Origin of the sequence: Methylobacterium hispanicum (genome assembly GCF_022179285.1) — a bacterium.
Taxonomy (GTDB): domain Bacteria; phylum Pseudomonadota; class Alphaproteobacteria; order Rhizobiales; family Beijerinckiaceae; genus Methylobacterium; species Methylobacterium hispanicum.
This window is the reverse complement of sequence record NZ_BPQO01000006.1, coordinates 63,101-87,566: the sequence shown is the minus strand read 5'-3', so window position 1 is coordinate 87,566 and position 24,466 is coordinate 63,101. Positions and strand designations below refer to the sequence as shown.

General features: G+C 73.0%; 19 protein-coding genes. 14 read left to right on the top strand and 5 right to left on the bottom strand.

Annotation, left to right across the window (positions count from 1 at the left end):
* The first annotated feature begins 48 nt into the window (after positions 1-48).
* From MFF56_RS08820 to MFF56_RS08800, 5 genes are all read left to right on the top strand, one after another.
* Positions 49-1,218, top strand: coding sequence for a YihY/virulence factor BrkB family protein (locus MFF56_RS08820; protein ID WP_082773233.1), 1,170 nt, complete (start codon positions 49-51; stop codon positions 1,216-1,218).
* Between the two features lie 271 nt (positions 1,219-1,489).
* Positions 1,490-2,665, top strand: coding sequence for a PepSY-associated TM helix domain-containing protein (locus tag MFF56_RS08815; protein WP_238229941.1), 1,176 nt, complete (start codon positions 1,490-1,492; stop codon positions 2,663-2,665).
* An 89-nt stretch (positions 2,666-2,754) separates the two neighbouring features.
* Complete coding sequence (gene polA / locus MFF56_RS08810; protein ID WP_066918218.1) at positions 2,755-5,925, top strand: DNA polymerase I; 3,171 nt, start codon at positions 2,755-2,757, stop codon at positions 5,923-5,925.
* 77 nt (positions 5,926-6,002) lie between these two features.
* Positions 6,003-7,022, top strand: coding sequence for a chemotaxis protein CheB (locus MFF56_RS08805; RefSeq protein ID WP_238229970.1), 1,020 nt, complete (start codon positions 6,003-6,005; stop codon positions 7,020-7,022).
* Positions 7,023-7,082: 60 nt separating this feature from the next.
* Positions 7,083-10,610, top strand: a complete 3,528-nt coding sequence (locus tag MFF56_RS08800) for a CheR family methyltransferase (RefSeq protein ID WP_308445265.1) — start codon at positions 7,083-7,085, stop codon at positions 10,608-10,610.
* Between the two features lie 27 nt (positions 10,611-10,637).
* Here the strand turns inward: MFF56_RS08800 and MFF56_RS08795 are convergent, their stop codons facing one another.
* On the bottom strand, positions 10,638-10,832 hold the full coding sequence (locus tag MFF56_RS08795) for a hypothetical protein (RefSeq protein ID WP_156453657.1): 195 nt from the start codon (positions 10,830-10,832) through the stop codon (positions 10,638-10,640).
* A gap of 296 nt (positions 10,833-11,128) precedes the next feature.
* On the opposite strand from MFF56_RS08795, the gene MFF56_RS08790 reads away from it, so the two are divergent.
* Complete coding sequence (locus MFF56_RS08790; protein ID WP_066921288.1) at positions 11,129-11,446, top strand: hypothetical protein; 318 nt, start codon at positions 11,129-11,131, stop codon at positions 11,444-11,446.
* 17 nt (positions 11,447-11,463) lie between these two features.
* Here MFF56_RS08790 and MFF56_RS08785 read toward each other — a convergent pair whose 3' ends face one another.
* Complete coding sequence (locus MFF56_RS08785) at positions 11,464-13,425, bottom strand: acyl CoA:acetate/3-ketoacid CoA transferase (RefSeq protein WP_066921290.1); 1,962 nt, start codon at positions 13,423-13,425, stop codon at positions 11,464-11,466.
* A gap of 431 nt (positions 13,426-13,856) precedes the next feature.
* Between MFF56_RS08785 and MFF56_RS08780 the strand changes: the two genes are divergently transcribed.
* Positions 13,857-15,041: an MFS transporter gene (locus MFF56_RS08780; protein WP_066921292.1), complete on the top strand. Its 1,185-nt coding sequence runs from the start codon at positions 13,857-13,859 to the stop codon at positions 15,039-15,041.
* Between the two features lie 20 nt (positions 15,042-15,061).
* On the opposite strand, the gene MFF56_RS08775 is transcribed toward MFF56_RS08780, so the two are convergent.
* Positions 15,062-15,334, bottom strand: coding sequence for an usg protein (locus MFF56_RS08775; protein ID WP_066921295.1), 273 nt, complete (start codon positions 15,332-15,334; stop codon positions 15,062-15,064).
* A gap of 244 nt (positions 15,335-15,578) precedes the next feature.
* Here MFF56_RS08775 and MFF56_RS08770 point away from each other — a divergent pair, with 244 nt between their 5' ends.
* Positions 15,579-16,463, top strand: coding sequence for a collagen-like domain-containing protein (locus MFF56_RS08770; protein ID WP_238229940.1), 885 nt, complete (start codon positions 15,579-15,581; stop codon positions 16,461-16,463).
* Positions 16,464-16,467: 4 nt separating this feature from the next.
* Here the strand turns inward: MFF56_RS08770 and MFF56_RS08765 are convergent, their stop codons facing one another.
* On the bottom strand, positions 16,468-17,406 hold the full coding sequence (locus MFF56_RS08765; RefSeq protein WP_066920344.1) for a LysR family transcriptional regulator: 939 nt from the start codon (positions 17,404-17,406) through the stop codon (positions 16,468-16,470).
* 95 nt (positions 17,407-17,501) lie between these two features.
* On the opposite strand from MFF56_RS08765, the gene MFF56_RS08760 reads away from it, so the two are divergent.
* Positions 17,502-17,876: a hypothetical protein gene (locus tag MFF56_RS08760; protein WP_066920346.1), complete on the top strand. Its 375-nt coding sequence runs from the start codon at positions 17,502-17,504 to the stop codon at positions 17,874-17,876.
* Positions 17,877-18,051: 175 nt separating this feature from the next.
* Here MFF56_RS08760 and MFF56_RS08755 read toward each other — a convergent pair whose 3' ends face one another.
* Positions 18,052-19,287, bottom strand: coding sequence for an amidase (locus MFF56_RS08755; RefSeq protein WP_066920348.1), 1,236 nt, complete (start codon positions 19,285-19,287; stop codon positions 18,052-18,054).
* Positions 19,288-19,394: 107 nt separating this feature from the next.
* Between MFF56_RS08755 and MFF56_RS08750 the strand changes: the two genes are divergently transcribed.
* From MFF56_RS08750 to MFF56_RS08730, 5 genes are all read left to right on the top strand, one after another.
* Positions 19,395-20,396: an extensin-like domain-containing protein gene (locus tag MFF56_RS08750; RefSeq protein ID WP_238229939.1), complete on the top strand. Its 1,002-nt coding sequence runs from the start codon at positions 19,395-19,397 to the stop codon at positions 20,394-20,396.
* A gap of 174 nt (positions 20,397-20,570) precedes the next feature.
* Positions 20,571-21,056: a hypothetical protein gene (locus MFF56_RS08745; protein WP_066924374.1), complete on the top strand. Its 486-nt coding sequence runs from the start codon at positions 20,571-20,573 to the stop codon at positions 21,054-21,056.
* A 40-nt stretch (positions 21,057-21,096) separates the two neighbouring features.
* Positions 21,097-21,798, top strand: a complete 702-nt coding sequence (locus MFF56_RS08740; RefSeq protein ID WP_082773163.1) for a ribonuclease T2 family protein — start codon at positions 21,097-21,099, stop codon at positions 21,796-21,798.
* A 32-nt stretch (positions 21,799-21,830) separates the two neighbouring features.
* Positions 21,831-22,676, top strand: coding sequence for a 23S rRNA (adenine(2030)-N(6))-methyltransferase RlmJ (locus MFF56_RS08735; protein ID WP_066924376.1), 846 nt, complete (start codon positions 21,831-21,833; stop codon positions 22,674-22,676).
* Between the two features lie 143 nt (positions 22,677-22,819).
* Positions 22,820-24,370 (top strand): GGDEF domain-containing protein, encoded by a 1,551-nt coding sequence (locus tag MFF56_RS08730; protein ID WP_066924378.1) that lies wholly within the window; start codon positions 22,820-22,822, stop codon positions 24,368-24,370.
* The last annotated feature ends 96 nt before the right edge of the window (positions 24,371-24,466 follow it).

Genomic DNA, 24,466 nt, shown 5'->3' with positions numbered 1-24,466 from the left:
CGTGGTCGCCCCGACCAGGATGCCAGTGGAATGCCAGGAGAAGCGCCGATGCCGGCCGAAGCCGAACCCGCCGCCCGGACCGACGGAGGCGGCGCGCTCTGGACGATCGCCCTCTCGGCGGCGCTGATCGGCCTCGTCGCCCTGCCGCGGCGGCGCGGCTCGGGGAGGGACACCTCCGCGGCGCCGGCGCGCGCCGGATCCTCCGAGCCCGCCCGCGAGACCTCGGGCTCGCACGCGGGCCGGGAGGCGGAGCAGGTCTCGAAGCGGGAGGCGCACCGCGGGCGGCAGGCGCGCACCCCCTCGGAGATCCCGGCGGCCGGCTGGAAGGACATCGGCCTGCGGGTCTTCCACGACGTCTCGGAGAACCGCTTGGTCTCGGTGGCGGCGGGCGTGACCTTCTACGTCCTGCTGGCGATCTTCCCGGCGGTGGCGGCGCTGGTCTCGCTCTACGGGCTGTTCGCCGACCCCGCCGAGATCAGCCGGCACCTGGAGAGCCTGCAGGGGGTGCTGCCCTCCGGGGCGGTCGAGATCGTGGGTGATCAGGTCCGGCGGCTCACCGAGGCCGGCGACAGCAAGCTCGGGCTCACCGTGCTCACCGGCATCCTGCTCTCGCTCTGGAGCGCCAACGGGGGCATGAAGAGCGTCTTCGACGCGCTCAACATCGTCTACGAGGAGCGGGAGAAGCGGAACTTCTTCAAGCTCAACCTCGTCTCGCTCTGCTTCACGGCGGGTGCGCTGCTGTTCATCGTGCTGGCGCTCGGCGGCATCGTGGTGCTGCCGATCGTGTTCAACACCGTCGGGCTGAGCAGCGACGCGTGGTACGTCGCGCTGCTGCGCTGGCCGGCCCTGTTCGTCGTGGTGCTGCTGGGGCTCGCGGTGCTCTACCGCTTCGGTCCGAGCCGCGACGCGCCGCGCTGGCGCTGGGTGACCTGGGGCAGCGCGCTCGCGAGCTTCCTCTGGCTCGCCGGCTCGCTGCTGTTCTCCTGGTACGTCGCGAATTTCGGCTCGTACAACAAGACCTACGGGTCGCTCGGCGCCGCCATCGGCTTCATGACCTGGATCTGGATCTCGACCATCATCGTGCTGATCGGCGCGGAGGTGAACGCCGAGATGGAGCACCAGACCGCCCACGACACCACCCGAGGCCGGCCCGAGCCGCTCGGGCGGCGCGAGGCCCGCATGGCCGACACCGTGGGCGAGGCCGCGGGCGCCCGATGAGGCGCCCATCGCGGCGCCCCGCGCCGCGGGCCGGAGGTTCGCGGGACCAGCGACACCGGCCTCGAAGTGGCCCGGACCATTTCCGAAGGGTATCGATATCCAGGCGCGATGTCGTCCAGCTTAGAATCGATAAAAACCAGGGATCTCTATTTCAGACATCGCAGCGAATGCGGTCTTGACCGCACTGCGTGCCGGTCAATAGGTCGGACTGCCGCCGAACGGTCCCGTCGCAGGGCGCCGTGCCGCGCGAACACCCGCCGGGACACCGCACTTGCCGCTGCAACCGTCGCTCCGCACGATCCTGTTCCGCATCCACTGGGCGCTCGGCTTGACCGCCGGGCTGGTCCTGGCACTCGTGGGCGTCACCGGCGCGCTGATGAGCTACGAGGAGGCCGTTCTCGATGGCCTCAACGCGCGCGCCCTCGCGGTCGAGTCCGGCGAACGGGTCCGGCTCGGTCCGGGGGCGCTCGTCGCCCGGATCGAGGCGCAGCATCCGGGACTGCGGGTCGCGGGTCTCGGCATCCCGGGGGATCCGGACCGGGCGGTGCGGGTGCGCTTCGCCGGCACCGGACCGGGCGAGCACCCGCCCGCGCGCTACGTCGACCCTTACGACGGCGCCGACCGGGGCACCGTCGCGGGCGAGGCGACCTTCGAGACGATCCGGGATCTGCACCGCTGGCTGCTCATGCCCGGCGGCGGGCGCGGCTGGGGCCGCACCGTCACGGGCCTCTGCGCCGTCGCGCTCCTCGTCTTCCTGGGGACCGGCCTCTACCTGCGCTGGCCGAGGCTGCACACCTGGCGGGTCTGGCTGAGGCCGGCGCTCGCCCGCCCCGGACGCGCGCGCTGGTGGTCGCTCCACGCGGTCGTCGGCACGTGGCTGATCCCGGTCTACGCCGTCCTCGCGCTCAGCGGCCTGTGGTGGTCCTTCGACGCCTACCGGGCCGGCGCGACCTACCTGCTGACCGGGAGCTGGCCGGAGGCGCGCCCGCAGCGCCCAGCCGTCCAGCCGGCCGGCGCCCGCGGCGAGCGCCGCCCGCCCGCGCTCGATGCGGCGTGGCAAACCTTCACGGCGGCGGCCGGCCCCAACCCGGCCCTGGCGACCGTCACCCTGCCGGGCGCGCGGGACGGCACGATCCGGATCCGCTACCGCGCCGGGGCCGACGATCCCCCAAGCGCGCGCTCGGAGATGACCTTCGATCCGGGAACCGGTGCGCTCGTCTCGGCCGCGCGCGCCGAGGAGGCCGCGCTCGGCCGGCGCATGGCCGACAACATGCTGGAGGTGCATCGCGGGCGCTTCTTCGGCCCGGTCGTCGCGCTGGTCTTCTGCCTGGCCGCGCTCGCCATGCCGCTCTTCGTGGGCACGGGAATCGCGCTCTACCTCCTGCGCCGCCGCGCCGCGCGCCGGCGGCGGGACGCCCTGCCCATGGGCCGCCCCGCACGGGCCTGAGGACACGAAGCCCCGCGACCCAATCGCCGTTTCCCAGAGGCCGGAAACGGCACTAGACAGGCCTTCAGGCGATGCGACGCGAAGGCCCGATGAGCGCGAAGACCGAGACCCAGCCGAGCGAGGACGCCCAGCAAGCCGGCAAGCCCGTCGGGCCCGGCGATCAGGTGATCCTGGTGGACGGCTCGTCCTTCATCTTCCGGGCCTACTTCCAGTCGATCAACCAGGACCAGAAGTACAATTCCCGCCCCTCCGACGGGCTGCCGACCGGCGCCGTGCGCCTGTTCTGCACGAAGATCGCGCAGTTCCTTCAGGACGGCGCGGCCGGCACGATGCCGAGCCATCTCGGCATCGTCTTCGACAAGTCGGAGGGCTCGTTCCGCAAGGAGATGTTCCCGGACTACAAGGGCCATCGCCCCGACGCGCCGGACGACCTGAAGCGGCAGATGCCGCTGATGCGCGATGCGGTGCGCGCCTTCGGCCTGCACGCGATCGAGCTGGAACGCTACGAGGCCGACGACCTCATCGCCACCTACGCGCGGCAGGCGGAGGCGCGGGGCGCGGGCGTGATCATCGTCTCCTCCGACAAGGACCTGATGCAGCTCGTCGGCCCGCTGGTGCGCTTCTACGACTTCGAGTCGGGCGCCAAGGGCAAGCCCGGCTACCGGCCGGAGCGCAACCTCGACGTCGAGGCGATCGTGGCCAAGTGGGAGGGCCTGCAGCCGAGCCAGATCGGCGACGCGCTGGCGCTGATCGGCGACACCTCCGACAACGTGCCGGGGGTGCCGGGCATCGGCCTGAAGACCGCCGCCGCGCTGATCAAGGAGTTCGGCAGCCTGGAGGCGCTCCTGGAGCGGGCGGGCGAGATCAAGCAGCCCAAGCGCCGCGAGACGCTGCTCGCCAACATCGACCAGGCCAAGCTCTCGCGAAAGCTCGTGGCGCTGATGGAGGACGTGCCCGTACCCGTGGCGCTCGACGACCTGGCGCTGCCCAAGCCCGACCCGGAGCGGCTCGTCGGCTTCCTCAAGGCGATGGAGTTCAACACGCTGACGCGGCGCATCGCCCAGATGCTCCACGTCGATCCGGAAGCCGTGAAGCCCGACCCGCGCCTGCTGCCAGGTGCGCGGGCCCACGGCTACGCCAACCCGAACGGCGGCAGCGACGCGGTGCCGTTCTTCGGCGACGCCGTGCCGCCCGATCCCGAGACCGCGGCGGCGGGGGCCGAGCGCGCCCCGGGCGCCGCACCGCCCGAGGGCGGCGAGACGGATCCCTTCGCCGAGTTCGACCTGCCGGACGCCGCGCCCCGGACCCGCGCGCCGCCCGAGCCCACGCCCGGCGGCCTCGTGGCCGCCCGCGCGGCGGAATCTGTCAAACCCTTCGACACGCAATCCTACGAGACGATCCGTACGCTGGAACAGCTCGACGCCTGGATCGCGGAGGCCCGGGAAGCGGGCGTCGTCGCGGTCGACACCGAGACCGACGACCTCGACGCGCACAAGGCCGGCCTCGTCGGCGTCTCGCTCGCGACCGCGCCGGGGCGGGCCGCCTACATCCCGCTCGAACATCTCGAACCGGTCGAGGGCGCGGGCGACGGCGACCTCTTCGGCAAGGCGAAGACCGCCACCGGCGAGTTCCGGCGCGTGGCCGACCAGATCGACGTCGCCGCAGCCCTCAAGCGCCTGAAGGGCCTCCTTGAGGATCCGGGCGTGCTGAAGGTCGGCCAGAACCTGAAATACGACTGGCTGGTGCTCGCCCGCCACGGGATCGAGGTGGCGCCCTTCGACGACACGATGCTGATCTCCTACGTGCTCGACGCCGGCAAGGGCGGGCACGGCATGGACGAGCTCGCCCGGCGCCATCTCGGGCACCAGCCGATCACCTTCTCGGACGTGGCCGGCACCGGCCGCAACAAGGTGACCTTCGACAAGGTCGCGATCGACCGCGCCACCGCCTACGCGGCCGAGGACGCGGACGTGACGCTGCGGCTCTGGCGGATGATGAAGCCGCGCCTCGTCGCCGAGCACCGGGTCGCCGTCTACGAGACCCTGGAGCGCCCGCTGATCGCGGTGATCGCCCGGATGGAGCGGGCGGGCATCCGGGTCGACCGCGACATGCTGAGCCGGCTGTCAGGCGACTTCTCGCAGATCCTGGCCCGCCTTGAGGAGGAGATCCAGGAGGACGCGCAGGAGACGTTCTCGGTCTCGTCCCCGAAGCAGATCGGCGACATCCTGTTCGGCAAGATGGGTCTGCCCGGCGCCAAGAAGACCCCGTCCGGCCAGTGGGCGACGCCCGCGACGCTCTTGGAGGAACTCGCCCAGGCGGGCCATGAACTCCCGAAGAAGATCCTGGAGTGGCGCCAGCTCTCGAAGCTGAAATCGACCTATACGGACGCGCTCCAGGCCCATGCCGACCGGGATACGAGCCGGGTCCACACCTCGTTCTCGCTCGCGGCCACCACCACCGGCCGGCTCTCCTCGTCCGAGCCGAACCTGCAGAACATCCCGATCCGCACCGAGGAGGGCCGGCGCATCCGGCGCGCCTTCGTGGCCGCCCCCGGCAACCGGCTGATCTCGGCCGATTACAGCCAGGTGGAGCTGCGCATCCTCGCCCACATCGCCGACGTGCCGCAGCTCCGCCAGGCCTTCGAGGAGGGCATCGACATCCACGCGGCCACCGCCTCGGCGATGTTCGGCGTGCCGCTCTCCGAGATGACGCCGGACCTGCGGCGGCGCGCCAAGACCATCAATTTCGGCATCATCTACGGCATCTCGGCCTTCGGGCTGGCCGACCGGCTCGGCATCGGCCAGGCCGAGGCCTCGGCCTTCATCAAGCAGTATTTCGAGCGTTTCCCCGGCATCCGCGACTACATCGACACGACCAAGCGCCTCTGCCGCGACAAGGGCTACGTCACCACTCTGTTCGGCCGGGTCTGCCACTACCCGCAGATCCGCTCGAACAACCCGCAGGAGCGCGCGAGCGTCGAGCGGCAGGCGATCAACGCGCCGATCCAGGGCACGGCCGCCGACATCATCCGGCGGGCCATGGCCAGGATGGAGGGGGCGCTCGCCGCCGAGAGGATCGAGGCGCGCATGCTGCTGCAGGTGCACGACGAATTGGTCTTCGAGGCCCCCGAGGCCGAGGTGAAGCGGGCGCTCCCCGTGATCGCCGCGGTGATGGAGCAGGCGCCCGCCCCGGCCCTGACGTTGCGGGTGCCGCTGGTGGTCGAGGCGCGCGACGCGGGGAACTGGCAGGAGGCGCACTGAGCCGGCCCGGCGAATCGCGCAGAACCCCGCGGGGCCGCGGCGGTTGACCGAACATCCCCGGAGCCCGTGAGCCGGCCCTGAGCAAGCGCGACATCATCGTCATCGGCGGCTCCTCCGGCGCGACCGCCCCGCTCAAGGCGATCCTGGGCGCGCTCCCCGGAACGCTCGCGGCCGCGATCCTCGTGGTGCTGCACGTCCCGGCCCGCAGCCTCGGCCTCATGGCCACGGTCAGCGCGGCGGCCGCCGACCTGCCGGTCCGCCCCGCCGAGGACGGGATGCCGATCGCGCCGGGCCACGTCTATCTCGGCGTGCCCGACCGCCACCTCATCGTGGCGGACGGGCGGATCCGGCTCGGGCGGGGCCCGCGCGAGAACATGGCCCGCCCCTCGATCGACCCGCTGTTCCGCTCGGCCGCCGCGACGTACGGCCCCCGGGTGATCGGCGTGATCCTGAGCGGGCTCCTCAACGACGGCGCGGCCGGGCTCGACGCCGTGCGGCGCTGCGGAGGCGTCGCGATCGTGCAGGATCCGGCGGACGCGATCGTCGACGAGATGCCGCGGAGCGCGCTTGCCGCGGTCGCGGACGGCCTCAGGGTGCCGAGCGCCCGGATCGGGGACCTGCTCGCCGACCTCGTGGGCGAGCAGGCGGGCCCGCGCCCGCCCGTGCCCGCCGGGATCCGCCTGGAGGTCGAGATCGCGGCGGGCGAGCGGATCGACAGCGCCGTGCTGCGCCGCGTGGCCGACCCGGTCGCCCTCTCCTGCCCCCATTGCGGCGGCGTCCTCTCGGAGGTGCGGGACGCCCGGCCCCTGCGCTTCCGCTGCCAGGTCGGGCACGCCTACACGGCGGAGGCGGCGGCCAAGGCCCAGGAGGGAGCGGTCGACGAGGCGATGCGGGTGGCCCTGCGCATCGTCGGCGAGCGGGCGGAACTCGTCGCCCGGATGGCCGCCGAGGCGCGCGGGACCGGCCGTCCCGCCGTCGCCGAGATGTACGCGGCGCGCGCGGCCGAGTATCGGGATCACGCCGAGACGCTGCGCCGCGCGGTGCTGGGAGCGGGGACGGCCCGATCCTTCGACCAGGACAGGGCTTCCGAGACCTGAACCGCGGGCCGGGCGCTTCGATGGGCGCGGGCGGCCCGCGCCGCAGGATGGGAAACGGACGTGGCGAAGACACCGGCGTCGCAGGCTGCCCCTGAGGGCGCGAGCGTCATCGTGGCCCTGACGGGCGCGGCCGCGGACACCGCCGCACTCGAGTACCTGCTGACGCGCCTGCCGCTCGCCGGCGCCGCCGTCGTGGTGATCCTGCAGAACCGCGAGGCGCTCGATCCGGCGCGCCTCGCCCGCCTCCTCCGCGAGAGCGGACGCGACCTCGCCGAGATCGTGGACGGGGAGCCGGTCCTGGCCGGACGGATCTACCTGCCGGCGGCGGGCGTCCTCGTCGCCGTCGAGGCGGGCCGCTTCCGGGCCGCCGTGCCGGAGCGGGCCGCCGGCCACGGGGGCACGATCGACAGCTTCCTGGTCTCCCTCGCCCGCGCCGCGGACGGCCGCAGCATCGTGGCGGCCCTCGGCGACACGGGCGAGGACGGAACCCTCGGCTTCAAGGCCGTGAAGGAGGCCGGCGGGCTCACGCTCGCGGAGGAGACAGCCGCGATCCGCGCGGGCGACGTCGGCGCCGGCACCATGCCGGCCGCGCTCGCCGACGCCGTCCTGCCCATCGAGGCGCTCGCGGCGCGACTGGCCGCCTACATCCGGCAATCGGACCGGCAGGAGCCCGGGTCCGAGACCGATATGGCGGCGCTCGCCGGCATCGCGGGGATGCTGCGCGACCGGACCGGGCACGACTTCCACGGCTACAAGCCCGGCACCTTCCTGCGCCGGGTACGGCGCCGGATGCAGGTGGTGCAGCGGGAGGAGATCGGAGACTACGTCGCCTACCTGCGCGCCCAGCCCGAGGAGGTGCAGCAGCTCTTCGACGACCTCCTGATCGGGGTGACCCAGTTCTTCCGCGACGCGCGCGAGTTCGAGGTGCTGGAGCGCGCGGTGATCCCGCAGCTCTTCGCGGGCAAGGGGCGCGACGACCAGATCCGGATCTGGGTGGTCGGCTGCTCCACGGGCGAGGAAGCCTACTCGCTCGGCATCCTGCTGCGCGAGCACATGGCGCTCCTCGCGGAGGCGCCGCAGGTCCAGATCTTCGCGACCGACCTCGACGGGCGGGCGCTCGCCGCGGCGCGCGCGGCGCGCTACGCCGACACCGTGGTGCGCGAGGTCGGCCCGGAACGGCTCGCGCGCTGGTTCGTGCGGGAGGGCAACACCTATTGCGTGGTCAAGGAACTGCGGGAGATGTGCATCTTCTCGCAGCACAGCATCATCAAGGACCCGCCCTTCTCGCGCCTCGACCTGATCTCCTGCCGCAACCTGCTGATCTACCTCGGCACCGACCTGCAGGCCCGGCTCATCCCGGTGTTCCACTTCGCGCTGCGGCCGGGCGGCTCGCTCTTCCTCGGCACCTCCGAGAACGTGTCGCGGCACGCCGACCTGTTCGCTCCCGTCGAGAACCGCGTCCGCATCTTCCGGCGCCTGCAGACCCACGCGCGCATCCTGCCCGACTTCCCCCTCACCACGGTCCGCCGGCCGGACCCCGACGGGGTGCGGGCCTCCGACCGGGCGCAGCGCCTCGAGGCGAGCCTGGCGCGCCAGGCCGAGCGCCTCGCCGAGCGCCACGCGCCCGCCTACGTGATCGTGGACGAGGCCTGCACGGTGCTGCACTTCTCCGGCCACACCGGCCGCTACATCGATCCGGCGGGCGGCGCCGCCACCCTGAACCTGCTCCAGCTCGCCCACCCGGACCTGCGGCTCGACCTGCGCACGGCGCTGGAACGGGCGATGGCGGACCGGTGCGCCGCGCACGCCGAGGGCGTGCGCATGGGCATCGACGGCCACCGCCGCGCGGTCGATCTCGTGGTGGAGCCGCTCCAGGACGAACCGGGCCGGCCGACGCGCTGGTTCGTGCTGTTCAAGGACGGCGCGGCGCCGCCGGACACGGGGCCGGGATCCGATGCCCTCCTCCCGGGACGGAGCGCCTACACACAGGGCCTCGAGGCGGAGCTGCGCACCACGAAGGACCGCCTCCAGGCGACGATCGAGGAGCTGGAGAGCACCAACGAGGAGTTGAAGGCCTCCAACGAGGAGTACCAGTCCCTCAACGAGGAGCTGCAATCGGCCAACGAGGAGCTGGAGACTTCGAAGGAGGAGCTACAATCGGTCAACGAGGAGCTGACCACCGTCAACGGCGAGCTCGGCTACCGGGTGCAGGAGCTGGGACGCATCAACAGCGACCTCAAGAACTTCCTGGAGAGCACGCAGATCGCGACGATCTTCCTCGACAACGAACTCCGGGTGACGAACCACACGCCCGCGGTCACCGAGATATTCCACCTCGTCGAGTCCGACGTCGGCCGACCGATCGCCCACATCAAGTCGCGCATCGCCTACGAGGAGATGCTGGACGACGCCCGGCGCGTCCTGCGCACGCTGGGGCCGGTGGAGCGCGAGATCACCGGCTCGACCACGGGCGCGCGCTACATGGTCCGGGTGCTGCCCTACCGCAGCGTGGACAACTTCATCGCGGGCGTGGTCGTCACCTTCGTGGACATCACCGCCCGCAAGCTGGCCGAGGAGCGCCAGCAGGCGAGCGAGCGGCGCCTGCGCGCCCTGGTGGAGGGCATGCCCCAGCTCGTCTGGCGCGCCGTGGACGGCGGGCGCTGGCAGTGGACCAACTCGCAATGGTGCGCCTACACGGGCCTGACCGAGGCCGAGAGCCGCGACCACGGCTGGCTCCGGGCCCTGCACCCGGACGACCGCGCCCCCGTGCTCGCGCACTGGCGCGAGGCCGAAGGAACCGGGCTTCTCGCGATGGAGAGCCGGATCTGGCAGGGCGAGAGCGGCCTCTACCGCTGGTTCAAGATGTGCGCGACCGCGGTGCGGGACGAGCGCGGCGCGATCGTGGAATGGCTCGGCACCTCGACCGACATCGACGACCTCCGCCAGCTCCAGGAGCAGCAGGAGGTGATGGTCAACGAGTTGCAGCACCGCACCCGCAACCTGATCACCGTGGTGCGCTCCATCGCGCACCAGACCATGGCGTCGAGCGAGACGCTCGACGCGTTCCGGGCCCGCTTCAACGACCGGCTCGGCGCGCTCTCGCGGGTCCAGAGCCTGCTCTCGCGGGCGGAGGAGGAGCCGATCACGCTGCGTGCCCTGATCCGCACCGAACTCGACGCGCTCGCGGCGACGGGGATGCGGGACCGCGTCAGCGTGGAGGGACCGGACGTGTCCCTGCGCAAGGCCAGCGTGCAGACCCTGGCGCTCGCCCTGCACGAACTGGCCACCAACGCCCGCAAGTACGGCGCGCTGGCCGTGGAGGACGGCCAGCTCAGCGTGCGCTGGCGGACCTACGCGGACGAGGCGGGCAGGCGGCGCCTCGCGCTGGAATGGACGGAGCAGGGCATCGCCCCGAGCGCCGTCGCGGGCGGCGAGGTTCACAGCGGCTACGGACGCGAGCTGATCGAGAAGGCGCTGCCCTACGCGCTCGACGCGCGCACGCGCTACGAACTGCGCGCCGGCGCGCTGCGCTGCACCGTCGACCTGCCCCTGGAACGCCGCCGGGGCGACGCACCCGGAGAGCCGTGATCCGACGCGACCGGCGCGCGCGAGCGCTCAGCGCGGGCAGTCGCCGAAGCGGCCGCACAGCTCCTCCGGCACGAAGCGGACATGCGGGATCGGGCCGGACACCGCCTCCGCATCGACGGCCTTCGACGCCGCCTCCGAGGTCGGCGGATCGGTCAGGATCGTCAGCCAGAACGCGGCCGTGGCGAGCGCGAAGGCGGCGAGGAAGAGCGTGAGCCTCGACATCGGCGACACTCCCGAGGGACGAGAGGACGACGATGCACGATCCGCTTCGGGCGCACATGCCCCGAACGGATGAGAGCCGATGATCTCGCGCGTACAGTGCCAGATGAGATCCGGACCATGACTGACTTCTGGCATACCACATTCGCCAAGACTGGCATCGATCTTCACGACAGCGCGAGATCATGCTTCCGCTTGACTTAGAACTTGACGCCCCTGCCGGTCACTGCTCATCTCACGAGCCTCTGGAAGAGCCCGACGCTCCGGGACGCGGGAGCGCCGTCGGATCGGAGGCGCGCATGGAATCGACGCCGAGTTCCGCCATCGCAGAGATCGATCGCTACATCGAGGAAGGCAGCCGGCTCATCGCCCGGGCGGAAGCCTGCCGGCAGAGCCTGGCCGCGCGCGGTGCCCGGCAGGGCCACCTGCTGATGGCCGCCAGGACCATCACGGCGATGGGCCGCGTGCAGGCCACCTTGTTGCGGCAACGCAGGATGCTCCAGGAGGGCGCTGCCCTGCCGACGGCCGAGCGCGCGGCCGTCGTCGTGGTCGCGCCCCCCGGCCGGCCCTGGTGGGCGCTGATCGGGCGCCGGAAGGCCGAGGCCCGCCCCACCTGAGGGGCGCCTTCCGCCGCTCAGGCGGCGGAGGCGGTGAGGCCCCGGCTCTCCGCGTGCTCCAAGAAGGCGTGCGCCTCCTCCTTGCGCTCGAAGATGTGGGGCGCGAGCCCGCGCCGGCTCAGGGCCTCCTGCATCTTCAGGCGCAGGAACGCGCTCGTCGCGTAGCGGGTCGTCGTCAGGTAGTGGTAGGCGCAGAGATACTCGATCATCTCCGCGTAGGCGTCGTAGAGGTTCTCGCTGATGCGGAACCCGTCGTGGTTGACCACCGAGTTCACCCGCTGCCCGGCCTTCAGGCAGGCGGTCTCCAAGACCTGCCGGAGGGCGTCGATGTCGCCCTTCGAGCGCACCTGCCAGCCTTCCAGGTTCACGAAGAGCAGGTTGCGGTCCTTGTCGTAGCTCACCCGCTCGGCGAGGTTGAGGTTGAGGAGGTCGGCCAAGAGCTCCATCGGCTCGTCCCGGAAGATGCGCCGGTCCATCGGGATCGGATTCTCGATCACCGGCATGAAATCCATGTGGGCGAGGATGTCGCGGCCGATGTCGATGCCGGGCGCCACCTCGATCAGTTCGAGGCCGCGCTTCGTCAGGTTGAAGACGCAGCGCTCCGTCACGTAAAGTACCGGCTGGCCGCGCTCCTGCGCGAAGGGACCGCTGAAGGTGTTCTGCTCGACGGTCGCCACGAACTTGCGCTGGCGTCCCTCCTGCAGGATGCGCAGGCGCCCGTCCTCGACCTTCACCGCGAGGCCGCCCGCCGTGAAGGTGCCGGCGAAGACCACCTTGCGGGCGTTCTGCGAGATGTTGATGAAGCCGCCGCAGCCGTTGAGGCGCCCGCCGAAGCGGCTGGTGTTGACGTTGCCCGCCCCGTCGCACTCGGCCATGCCGAGGCAGGTCATGTCGAGGCCGCCGCCGTCGTAGAAATCGAACATCTGGTTCTGGTCGATGATGCAGTCGGCGTTGGTCGCCGCGCCGAAGCTCGATCCCGAAGCCAGCACGCCGCCGACCGCGCCGGCCTCGGTGGTGAGCGTGATGTAGGGGGTGACCTGCTCCTCCGCGGCGACCGAGGAGATGCCCTCGGGCGCGCCCACCCCGAGATTGACCACGCCGTTCGGCGGCAACTCGAAGCTCGCGCGCCGCGCGATGATCTTGCGCTCGGAGAGCGACATCTTCCTGATGCCGGTGACCGGCACGCGGATCTCGCCCGCGAGCGCGGCGTCGTGCATCACGCCGTAGTTCATCCGGTGCTGCTCGGGCTCGGCCACCACCACGCAGTCGACGAGCATGCCGGGCACGCGCACGTCCTTCGGCTTGATCGAGCCCTGCTCGACGATGCGCTCGACCTGGGCGACGACGATGCCGCCGTTGTTGCGGGCCGCCATCGCCTGGGCGAGGTTGTCGAGCGTCAGGGCCTCCTTGGACATGCAGAGGTTGCCCGAGGGGTCGGCCGAGGTGCCGCGGATGAAGGCCACGTCGATCTTGGTGGCGGTGTAGAACAGCCACTCCTCGCCATCGACCTCCACGAGCTTGACGATCTCGTCCCGGGTCACGCTGTTGACGCGCCCGCCGCCGTGACGCGGATCGACGTAGGTCTTCAGCCCCACCTTCGTGAACAGGCCCGGCTGGCCGGCCGCGCAGGCGCGGTAGAGCTGCGAGATCACCCCTTGCGGCAGGTTGTAGCCGAGGATCTTGTTCTCCTGCGCGGCCTGGGCGACCTTCGGCATCCGGCCGAAATTGGCCGCGATCACCCGGCGCAGCAGCCCGTCATGGTGCAGACGGCCGGTGCCGAGCCCTTTGCTGTCGCCCGCACCCGCCGTCATGATCAGGGTGAGGTCGCGCGGAGCGCCGCTCTCGACGAAGCGCTTCTCCAGCGCGGCGTGGAGCGCCTCCGGGATGCAACTCTGGACGAAGCCCGTCGTGGTCACGACGTCGCCGTCGCGGATCAGGGCGATGGCCTCGTCGGCGGAGATGACCTTGTTCTTCTTCATGGGCGTCGTTGTCCGTCCCTGCCGCCCCCTTCGGAGGTCGTTGACGGCCGCTCCTCCCCAGGTCGCCCTTGGCGGGTCTCCCTCGGCGCTGCCGGCGGGCTCGGGCTGCCGGCGCGCGCGTGCGGGGGCGCGGCGCGGCCGGCGCCTGTTGCTTCGAAGCCGCGGGCCCCGCGAAAACGCGGATCCCGGCGCGGATTCGGTCGAGCCAGTCTTGGGCAGAGTACGAGCGGCGACCGAACCCCTGCAACCGAAGATTATTTGGGAAGCCTTTGAATTTCCCTGAGCGATGACTGCACCGCAACATATTCCTGCATCTGGTATTCCAGTCGATCGTACCGGAGCTTGCCCCGACGGACCTATCCAGCGGCCGGCACCGCGCGTAACGCTGCCGGCCGGTCTGGGGCGCCCGGGCCGCGAACGCCCGTGAGAGCATGACGCCCGCATCCCGCTCGACCACCCGCCTGATCCTCGTCCTGGCGGTGGCGGGCTTCGCCAGCACCTTCGCGGGCCGCTCGGTGGAGCCGCTCGTCGGCGTGCTGGCCCGGGACCTCGCGAGCGACCCGCACCGGGCCGCCCTGCTCTCGACCGCCTTCGCGCTGCCCTACGCCCTGATCCAGCCCGTGCTGGGACCGATCGGCGACGCGCTCGGCAAGGAGCGGGTGATGACGGCCTGCCTCGCGGTGCTCGCCGGGGCGCTGGGCGCCTGCGCTCTGGTCTCCGACATCGACCTGCTGTTCGGCCTGCGCATGCTGGCGGGGGCCGCCGCGGGCGGGGTGGTGCCGCTGGCGCTGGCGCTGCTCGGCGACCGCGTGCCGATGGAGCGGCGCCAGGTCGCGATCGGGCGCTTCCTCGTGGCGATCGTGCTGGGGCAGCTCTCGGGCTCGACCTTCGCGGGCCTGCTGGAGGCCGAGATCGGCTGGCGCGGCGTCTTCGCCACGACGGCCCTGGGGGCGGCCTTGGCCGTCTGCGCGACCGGGCTCGGCTTCGAGCGGGGCCTGGGCGCCGCCGCGCGCCGGCCGGATTTCGGCACGGCGCTGGTCCGCTACCGCACGATCATCGCCAACCCGCGGGCGCGGGTGCTGTTCTGCGCCGTCTTCGTCGAGGCCATCGCGGTGTTCGGCATCTTCCCGCACCTCGCGCCGCTGATCGAGGCGCGGGGCGAGGGCGGCCCGCGCGAGGCCGGGCTCGTGCTCGCGGGCTTCGCGGTGGGCAGCCTGATCTACTCGGCCCTGGTCGGCGTCCTCGTGCGCCTCCTCGGCCTGCGCATGCTGGCAGCGGGCGGCGCGGTCTGTGCCGGCGCCCTTCTGGCCATCGGTCTCGCCGGCACCTGGCAGGCCGACTGCGCGGCGATGGTGGCGATGGGGCTCGGCTTCTACATGCTGCACAACACCTACCAGGTGCAGGTGACCGAGGTGGCCCCGCAGGCCCGCGCCTCCGCGGTGGCGCTGCACGCCTTCTCGTTCTTCTGCGGGCAGGCGCTCGGCGTCGCGCTGATCGGGGGCGCGCTCCAGGCGGTCGGCCAGCTCTGGGCCCTCGCCGCCTGCGCGGTGGCCATCCTGGTGCTCGGCCTCGTGACCGCGCACCGCCTCGCCAAGCCCGCTCCGCGCGTGGCCTGAGGCGGTCCGGGACGCGGCCCTCAGTGCAGGTGGAACTCGCCGTTGACGGCGCGCAGCTCCGCCGGCCGGATCAGCCGACTGTGGGCCACCCGGACCGCGTGCAGCCGCCCCTCGATCGAGTCCTGCCAGAAGGCGAGGAAGCGCCGCAGCTCCGGAAAATCCGGGCAGAGGTCGTGGTTCTGCCAGACGAAGCTCTGCAACAGGTGCGGATGGTCGGGCATCCGGTAGAGGATCTCGGCAGTCGTCAGGCTGTAGCCCTCGAGCTGGCGACGGAAGGCGGACGACACGCTCATGGATCCTCGCTCCCCAAATCCGGCCGACCGAGCTTGACCCGCAGCCGCGACTCGATCAAGAGAGCGCCGGAAGGATTACTGTATTATTTACAATATCTTAGCACTCGTTAGCCGGCACTGCTGCCAGACCTTGCGGCGCGGCGGACACGCCATCCACACCGCTTATGCGGCGTGACCCCGACACAGCTTCCGCCCCGCCCGGAATCGCGGCACTCTGGGCCACGGTCAACCGGAGGTTCGGGGCTTGGCAGAAGGCTTGGCACGCGGAGCGCTCGGCCGGTCGCTGCTGCTCGCGGGCGCGCTCTCGGTTCCCCTCGTGACGCCGGCGCGCGCCGAGATCGCGATCTCGGCCGCGAAGATCACGGGCGGGGAACTCTGGGTCCTGGGCTCGACCGGGGAGACCGACGCCGAGATCAGCCTGGACGGGCAATTCACCGGCCGCACGGACGGGCGCGGGAACTTCGAGTTCCGGGTGATCTACCATCCGGCGAGCTGCATCGTGACCCTGCGGGTGCGCCAGCAGGAGCAGCGCGCCGTGGTCGGCGAATGCGGCCAGCAGGGCCCGCCCGGCCCGGCGCCCGCCGCCAGCACCGTCGCGGGGCCGCCGGGCCCGGCCGGTCCGCAGGGCGTGCCCGGCCCCCAGGGGCCCGCCGGACCCGTGGGGCCGGCAGGGGAGCGCGGCGCGGCAGGGGAGCGCGGCGCGATAGGCGAGCGCGGGCCCGCGGGCGAGCGTGGGCCGGCCGGCGAGGCGGGTCGTGCGGGCGCGTCCGGCGCTGTCGGCCCGCCCGGCCCGGCCGGGGCGCGGGGCGAGCCGGGCACGATGGGCGCAGAGGGCCCGGCCGGACCGCCGGGGCCCGCCGGACCTCCGGGCGCCGCCGGACTTCCGGGACCGCCCGGCCCCCGCGGGGAGCGCGGCGAACCGGGCCCGCAGGGCGAGCCGGGCCATCCGGGCGCGCCGGGTCCGGCCGGCAAGCCGGGCCCGCGCGGGCCCGCCGGTCCGCCCGGGCCGCGCGGACCGGCCGCGGCGGCGCAGCCCCGCCCCGCCCCGGCCCGTACGCCGCGCCCCGCGGAGCCCGCACCGATCCCGATCCAGCCGCCGCCAGGGTCCTCGACGGGCGTGCCCTACTGACGGCCTAGAGGCTCTCGGCCTCCTGCGTCTCGCCGGCCAGCCGGACCAGGACCTGCCGCAGCCAGCGATGGGCCGGGTCGTCGTCGTAGGAGGCGTGCCAGACCATCGAGACCGCCACCTCCGCGAGCGGGACCGGGACCGGGCTGACGGTCAGCCCGAGCGCGCTGGCGAAGAAGTGGGCGAGCCGCGCGTGCATCGTCGTGATCACCGGCGCGCCCCGCACCAGGAAGGGCACGGCGAGGAAGCGCGGGGTCGTCACCGCGAGCGTGCGGCCGAGGCCGCGCTCGGCGAGGACGTCGTCCACCACGCCGTGGGCGGTGCCGCGCAGGCTGGTCAGCACGTGCGGGAAGCGCAGGTAGTCGTCGAGCGAGATCGGCGGCTCCAGGCCGACCTGGGCCCGGTCGAAGAGGCAGACGTAGCTGTCGCGGTAGAGCAGCCGCGTCTTGTGGTGGAGCTGCCCCTCCGGCGCCAGCGCGATGGCGAGGTCGATCCGGTCGGTGTCGAGATCCTCGAGCATCGTGGCCCGGTCGAAGGCGCGCAGCAGCAGCTGCACGCCCGGCGCCTCCGCCCGCAGATAGGCCAGCAGGCGCGGCCCCAGCAGAACCTCCGTGCTGTCCGGCAGGCTGATCGTGAACCGGCGCTCGACGGTGGCGGGATCGAACGCCTCCTCGCGGCGTACCAGCGCCTGGACCTGCCGCAGGGCGGTGCGCAGGGGCTCAGCCAGCGCCAGCGCCCGCGGGGTCGGGCGCATGCCCTCGGGCGAGCGGGTGAGCAATTCGTCGTCGAAGAGGCGGCGCAGGCGCGCCAGCGTCGAGCTCATCGCCGACTGGCCGAGGCCGATCCGCGCCGCCGCCCGCGTGACGCTGCGCTCGGCCAGCAGCGCGTCGAGGGCGACGAGGAGATTGAGATCGACCCGAGCTAGATCGACGTGATCGATAGTCATTAGCAATGCGATCGGTTTGATCCATGATGCAGCGCAAAATAGATCCGCTCCATCACCGGGGCGGCGAGCCCCGGCCCCTCAGAAGGACCGGAACCATGACCGTTCGCAAGATGATCCTCCAGACCATCCTCGCGGCCGCCACGCTTGTCGGTGCCGGCCTCGGTGCAGCCCGTTCGGCCGACATCGGTCCGGGCGCGGCCGGCAGCATCGATCTCGGCACGCTCTTGGGGGTCGCCTACTACACCCCGGAGGCGCGGGGCTACCGGGTGGTCGTCACCCTGGCGCCCCGCGCGGCCGCCCCGGGCGTGCGCTTCGAGACGGTGCTCGCGGCCGGCCAGAGCGTCACCCTCTCGACGCCGCGCGCGCCGGGCGACGCGCCCGAGGCGATCGAGATCGCGCGGATCGGCGACCGCGTGCAGGTGAGCGCGCGGCGGCGCGACGCCGTCCGGCAGGCCGCCGCCCTCGATTGAGGCGCAAGCCGGCGCACCATACGCCAACACGCTCGACCTCGCCGAGGACACGATGGCGGCGATCCAGGGCGCGCGGGTCACCGCGCGCTCAAGAATCCGGATCTGTTCAGCCGCACCCTGCGCAGGCTCGGAGCGCGGCTGGAGGCGGCGATGGGGCCGCCCGCCTGAGCCGGCCTCAGCCGCGCGCGAGCGCCGCCTCGATCCTCCGCGCCACGGCGAGCGCCCGGCCGTCGTCGCCGAAGCGGGCGATCACCTGCGCGCCGACCGGCAGGCCGTCGCCCGGCACCGCCACGTTCACGCAGGGAACGCCCATCAGCGTCCAGAGCCGGTTGTAGCGCGGGTCCCCGGTCGAGCCGAGGCCGGCGGGCGCGGGTCCGGCCGCCGAGAAGGTCAGGAGCGCGTCGAAATCCCCGAACAGGTCCTTCAGCACCCGGCGCGAGCGGTGCGCGCAGCGGCGCGCGGCGTCGTACTCGGCGGCTGGGATCGCGGCGGCCGCGTCGAGCTGGCGTCCGACCTTCTCGGGCAGCTCCGCCCGGTGCGCGGCGATCTCCCAGGCGAGCGCCTGCCGGGCCTCGTAGTCCTGGATCACGCCGTGGAGCGCCCAGGCCTCGGGCAGGGGCGCGGGCAGCGCGACCTCGCTGACCCGGGCCCCCGCGCGCTCGGCAGCCCGGCGGGCGGCCTCCAGCGCCCTCTGGGCCTCCGGCTCCGCCGCCCCCGCGAAATCCTGCAGCACGAGACCGATGCGGGGGGCGTCGGGCGAGGCGGCGCCGTCGATCTCCGGCCGGCCGGCGAGGTGGGCCAGCGCGTAGGCGACGTCGCGCACCTCCGCGCCGAACAGGCCCAGCGTGTCGAGCGCCCACGAGAAGGTCTTCACCCCCACCGTCGGCAGGAGACGGAACGAGGGCTTGATCGCCGCGCAGCCGCAGAAGGAGGCCGGCCGGATCACCGAGCCGCCGGTCTGGGTGCCGAGCGCCAGCGGCAGCATCCCGGCCCCGACCGCGGCGGCCGAGCCCGCCGAGGAGCCGCCCGGCGTGTGCCCGGGATCGTGGGGGTTGCGCGTGCCCGTCGGGTCGATGCCGGCGAAGGGCGAGGTCGTGGTCTTGGCGAGCACGCAGGCGCCGAGCGCCCGCAGGCGGCTCACCACGGCGGCGTCGCCCCGCGGGCGCCAGCCCGCGTAGATGGGCGAGCCCATCTGGGTCGGCAGGTCGGCGGTGTCGATGATGTCCTTCACGCCGACCGCGATGCCCGCGAACGGCCCTTCGACCGGGATGACGGGGTCCTGCGCGACGGAGACCAGCGCGCCGACCGCGGGCTCGCGCGCCGCGACGGCCTCGCGGGACAGCCGCACGGCCCCCTCGGGGGTGAGCGTGCCGGCCGCGATGCGGGAACGGATATCGACGAGCGAGAGCATGGCATACCAGTCCGATCCGGAGCCGCCGCTGTCAACGCCCGCCGCGCGCATGCGCCCTCCCGCATCGTTGACGAAGGCTTTACGGACTCGTGCGCATCGTCCGGGTCATGTGGCGTAGCGTTCTCGCGTTCTCCGCCCTTGCGCTCGCGGGCGCGGGGCTCACCGGCTGTGCGCTCAACAAGTTCGAGCGCCGCGATCCCTGGCGCGATCAGGCGGAGCAGGCCTGCCTGTCCCGCAAGCTCGTCACGACGACCGAGTTCATCACGCCGGCCAAAGAGATCGACGGGCCCGGCTCCTGCGGCATGCAGCAGCCCTTCCGGGTGACGCGGCTCGGCAACGGCACGGTGGCGCTCAAGCAGCGCATGACGCTCGCCTGCCCGGCCCTCTCCGAGGCCGAGGCGTGGCTCGCCGACACGATCCAGCCGGCGGCCGAGCTCTATTTCGGCCAGCCGGTCGCCGAGATCAACGCGGGCGCCTACGCCTGCCGCGGGCGCAACAACCAGCCGGGCGCCAAGCTCTCGGAACATTCCTTCGGCAACGCCGTCGACATCATGTCCTTCAAGCTCGCGGACGGCTACGTCATCACCGTGAAGGGCGGCTGGCGCGGCACCGAGGCCGAGCAGGGCTTCCTGCGCGAGGTCTTCCTGGGAGCCTGCCAGCGGTTCACCACGGTGCTGGCGCCCGGCTCGAACGTCTTCCACTACGACCACATCCACGTGGACCTCGCCCGGCACGACCCGCGCGGGCTCCGGCGCATCTGCCAGCCGCTGATCAAGTTCACGCCGCAGCTCGGGGCCGAGGGCCGGCGGCTCACCCGCCCGCTGCCGCCCCCGCGCCAGCCCGCCCCGCCCCAGGCGCCCGTCGATGTCGAGGAGGACGATCCCTACGGCCTCACGCCGATGTCGCAGGGCCGCGGCCCGAACCCGGTCGCCCGCGCCCCGGCCCAGCATCAGGCGCCCTCGGCCTACGCCTCGGCGCCGCCGCAGCGCCCGCTCGCGCAGCGACCGCTCGCACCGCGCACCGCCTCCGCCCTGCCGGACGAGGCCCTCGGTGACGACGCGCCGCTCTCGCTCAGCCCGCCTGGCCTGTCGCCCGGACCGCTCTACTAGGCCCCCTGCCTGCAACCGGCGGGTGTCACCCACCGGACGCAGGCTGTGCGAAACGAGGGGTGGGACGGGCGGGATCGCGCGGGGAAAGCTTGACTTGGGCGCCCCCGCGGCCATCGTCGCCGGATGCAGGACACCCAGCGGACGAGGCGGCCCGTGTCGCTCAGGAACTCGCTCATGACAGCCTTCACGCCCGCGCGGCCCGCGCGGATGCGCGCCGCCCTCGGGGCCGGCCTCGTGCTGCTCGCGGCCGCCCAGCCGGCGCTCGCCCGCTCGGCCCGCGAGGAGATCGAGCCCGCCGAGGAGCGCACCTTCCCGTTCAACGCCGACATCCCGGGCTGCCAGGATCCGAGCGTGCTGGAGAAGGTCTCGAGCCGCTTCGCCGAGAAGGAGGCCAAGTTCTGGAACTCCTCCCTCACGATCGTGGCGATCGACCGGATCGAGCGCACCGCGTGGCGCCCCTGGGGCCTCGACTTCTATCCCCGCCGCTTCTGCTCGGCGACGGCCACGACCTCGGACGGCATGCGCCGCAAGATCGATTACTCGGTGCGCGAGAGCCTGGGCCTGCTGGGCGACCAGTGGGGCGTGGAGTTCTGCGTCCACGGGCTCGACCGCGACCTCAGCTACGCCTACGCCACCGCCTGCCGGATGGCGCGGCCCTGAGGGGGCGGTCACGGCGCTTCGACCTCCGGGGGGACGGGTCATGCGGGACGGCCAGGCGGGCGGCAGAGGGCTGCGGGTGAGGCGCGGGATTGCGGCGGCGCTCGCCGCGGCGCTGCTGTCCGCGACGGGCGCGGGCGCGCAGGATCAGGGCGGCTTCCGGGGCGGCGACCGTCCCGGCGCCTTCGACTTCTACGTCCTCGCCCTGTCCTGGTCGCCGACCTACTGCGAGACCGCCGCCCGGCCGGACCAGCGCCAGTGCGCGCCCGGGCGCGACCTCGGCTTCGTCGTGCACGGGCTCTGGCCGCAATACGAGCGCGGCTACCCGCAGAACTGCTCGGCGGTGGAGCGCGCGCCCACCCGTCAGGCCATGGAGATCGCCGGCGAGGTCTATCCGAGCGAGGGGCTGGCCCGCTACGAGTGGCGCAAGCACGGCACCTGCTCGGGCCTCGACCCGGCCGCCTACTTCCGCGCGACCCGCGAGGCCCGCGCCGCCGTGACGATCCCGGAGGCCTTCCAGGGCGCGGGTCCGGACCGGCGCCTCGCCCCGATCGAGATCGCCCGCCTGTTCGTGGCGGCCAACCGCGGCCTGCGGCCCGACATGATGCAGGTGGCCTGCGCGCGCGACGCGCTGCAGGAGGTGCGCATCTGCCTCACGAAGGACCTGCGCGGCTTCACCCCCTGCCCCGACCTCGCCCGCCAGAACTGCCGCGCCCGCGAGGTCACGGTCGGGGCGGCGCGCTAGCTCTGCGCCCGCGCCGCGGGTAAGGCGCCCGGATGAACTATCGGCACGCCTTCCACGCGGGAAACTTCTGCGACGTCCTCAAGCATCTCGTCCTCGTGCGGGTGCTGGCCCATCTCTGCCTGAAACCGGCCGCCTTCCGGGCGATCGACGCCTTCGCGGGGCTCGGACTCTACGACCTCGACGCGGACGAGGCCGCCCGCACGGGCGAGTGGCGCGACGGTTGGGGCCGGCTCGACGCGCCCTTCGCCGACCCGGTCGAGGCGCTGCTCGCGCCCTACCGCGAGGCCGTCGCGGCCGTGCGGGCGCGCCACGGGGCGGCGGCCTATCCGGGCTCGCCCGCCCTGATCCGCGAGGCGCTGCGCGCGGGCGACAAGGGCGTCTTCGTCGAGCTCCACCCGGTCGATCACGAGACCCTGCGGGCGCGCTACGCCCGCGACGCCCGCACCAAGGTGCTGCACCTCGACGGCTGGACCGCCCTCAACGCGATGATCCCGCCGCCGGAGCGGCGCGGCCTCGTGCTCATCGACCCGCCCTTCGAGGTGCCGGGCGAGGTCGAGCGGCTCGGCGCGCATCTGGCGAAGGCGGTCGCCAAGTGGCCGACCGGGGTCTTCCTGGCGTGGTATCCGATCAAGGACGCGGCGGCGGTGGAGCGGATGGTGGCGGCCCTCGACCGCGACCTGCGGCGGCCGGCTCTGCGCCTCGACCTCGTGGTCGATCCGCCCGATCCCACCCGCCTCACCGGCACCGGGCTGATCGTGGTCAACCCGCCCTGGCGGCTGGCCGAGGAGGCCGCCCTGTTCCTGCCCGCGCTCGCCGAGCGCCTCGCCCGGGGCGACTACGGCGCGTTCCGCTGCGACCCGCTCGGGCCGCCGGCCTGAGGCCGCCGGAACCCGCACCGCGCACCGCGCATCGCCCCGGAAGACTGTTAAATCGCGATTGTCCGGGCTTCTTTAAAGCATTGGTCAGTGTTTCTGGAGGATGTTCCGCCCGGAATGGAACCGGTCACGGGGAGCCGCCATCGATGACCGCCTCGCGCCGGCTCGCAGGGCCGCTCCGCTCGCCCAGGTCGTGGACCGTCCTCGGCATGCTGGCGCCGGTCGGTATGCTCATCGTTTCCGGCCTCATGCTGCTCGACTTGCGGCGGGACGCCTGGGAGAAGGCCGAGCAGACCTCGCGCAACCTTCTCCAGGTGATCGAGCGCGACGTCGCGCGCAACGTCGAGATCATCGACCTCTCGCTGCAGGCCATCGTCGACAACCTGAAGGCGCCGGGCGTGGCGGAGGCCAGCCCCGAGCTGCGCCAGCTCGTCCTGTTCGACCGGGTGACCTCCGCCCAGGACGTCGGGATAACCCTCGTCCTCGACGAGGCGGGCGACAGCATCCTCGACGCGGCCTCCACGACGCCGCGCCGGGTGAACAACGCCGACCGCGACTACTTCAAGGCGCACAAGGCGCGCGCCGACCTCGGCCTCCACATCAGCCACCCGGTCGTCTCGCGCCTGACGGGCGCGCCCGTCATCGTGCTCAGCCGCCGGATCAGCAAGCCGGACGGCTCCTTCGGCGGCGTGGCCCTGGCCAGCCTGTCGCTCTCCTATTTCGACCGCCTGTTCGACCGGATCGACCTGGGACGGCAGGGCACGATCAACCTGTACCACCGCGACGGCACGCGCCTCCTGCGCTACCCGACCCCCGATCCGGTCTCCGCCCCGCCGCCGAACTTCCTCGCCGCCCCGAACTTCCAGCGCTTCCTGCACCGGGACAGGGGCACCTTCGTCGGCACCACCTTGAGCGACGGCGTCGAGCGGCACTACACCTTCGTCCAGTTCCCGGATCTGCCGCTCGTCCTCAACGTCGCCGTCGCGACCCGGGAGATCGATGCCGAGTGGCGCCGGAAGGCCCTGGTCCTCGGCGGCATCCTGCTGGCCCTCGGCGGCCTGACGGCGGGCCTGTCCCTGCTGTTCGGGCGGGAACTGCGCCGCCGCACCGCCATCGAGGCCGAACTCGCCCGGCTCTCCCGCACCGACGTCCTCACGGGCCTCACCAACCGCCGCGGCTTCGACGCGGCGCTCGGCGCGGCCTGCGAGCGGGCGCGCCGCACGGGCCAGCCGCTCTGCCTCCTGATCGTCGATGCCGACCACTTCAAGCGCTACAACGACCGCTACGGCCACGCTGTCGGCGACGCGGTGCTGAAGGGCCTTGCGCAGGGCCTGTCGGCGAGCGTCCACCGGCCGGACGATCTCGTGGCGCGCGTCGGCGGCGAGGAGTTCGCCCTGCTCCTGCCCGACACCGAGATGGCGGGCGCGGCCCGCATCGCCGAGCGGATCCACGCCCGGGTGGCCGAGCTGGCCATCGCGGAGGCCGGGATCGCGGCGGGTACGGTCGGCGTCAGCATCGGCCTGGCCTGCGCCGCGGCGGAGACGGCCGCCGACGACCTCTTCCGCCTCGCGGACGGCGCCCTCTACGCCGCGAAGGAGGCCGGGCGGAACCGGACCTGCCGCGCGACGGTGCCGGAGCCCGAGGCCGCTTCCCCGGCCGCGCGCGGGCGGGCGGCCCTGCGGGTGGTCGGCGCGTAGCGGGCAGCACGCCCCGGTGCGCGGCCTCGGGCGCGGGCACCGTCGCGCGGGGCGATCTTGCGCCGGAACCGGCCCGACATACCTCGTGGGGGAAGG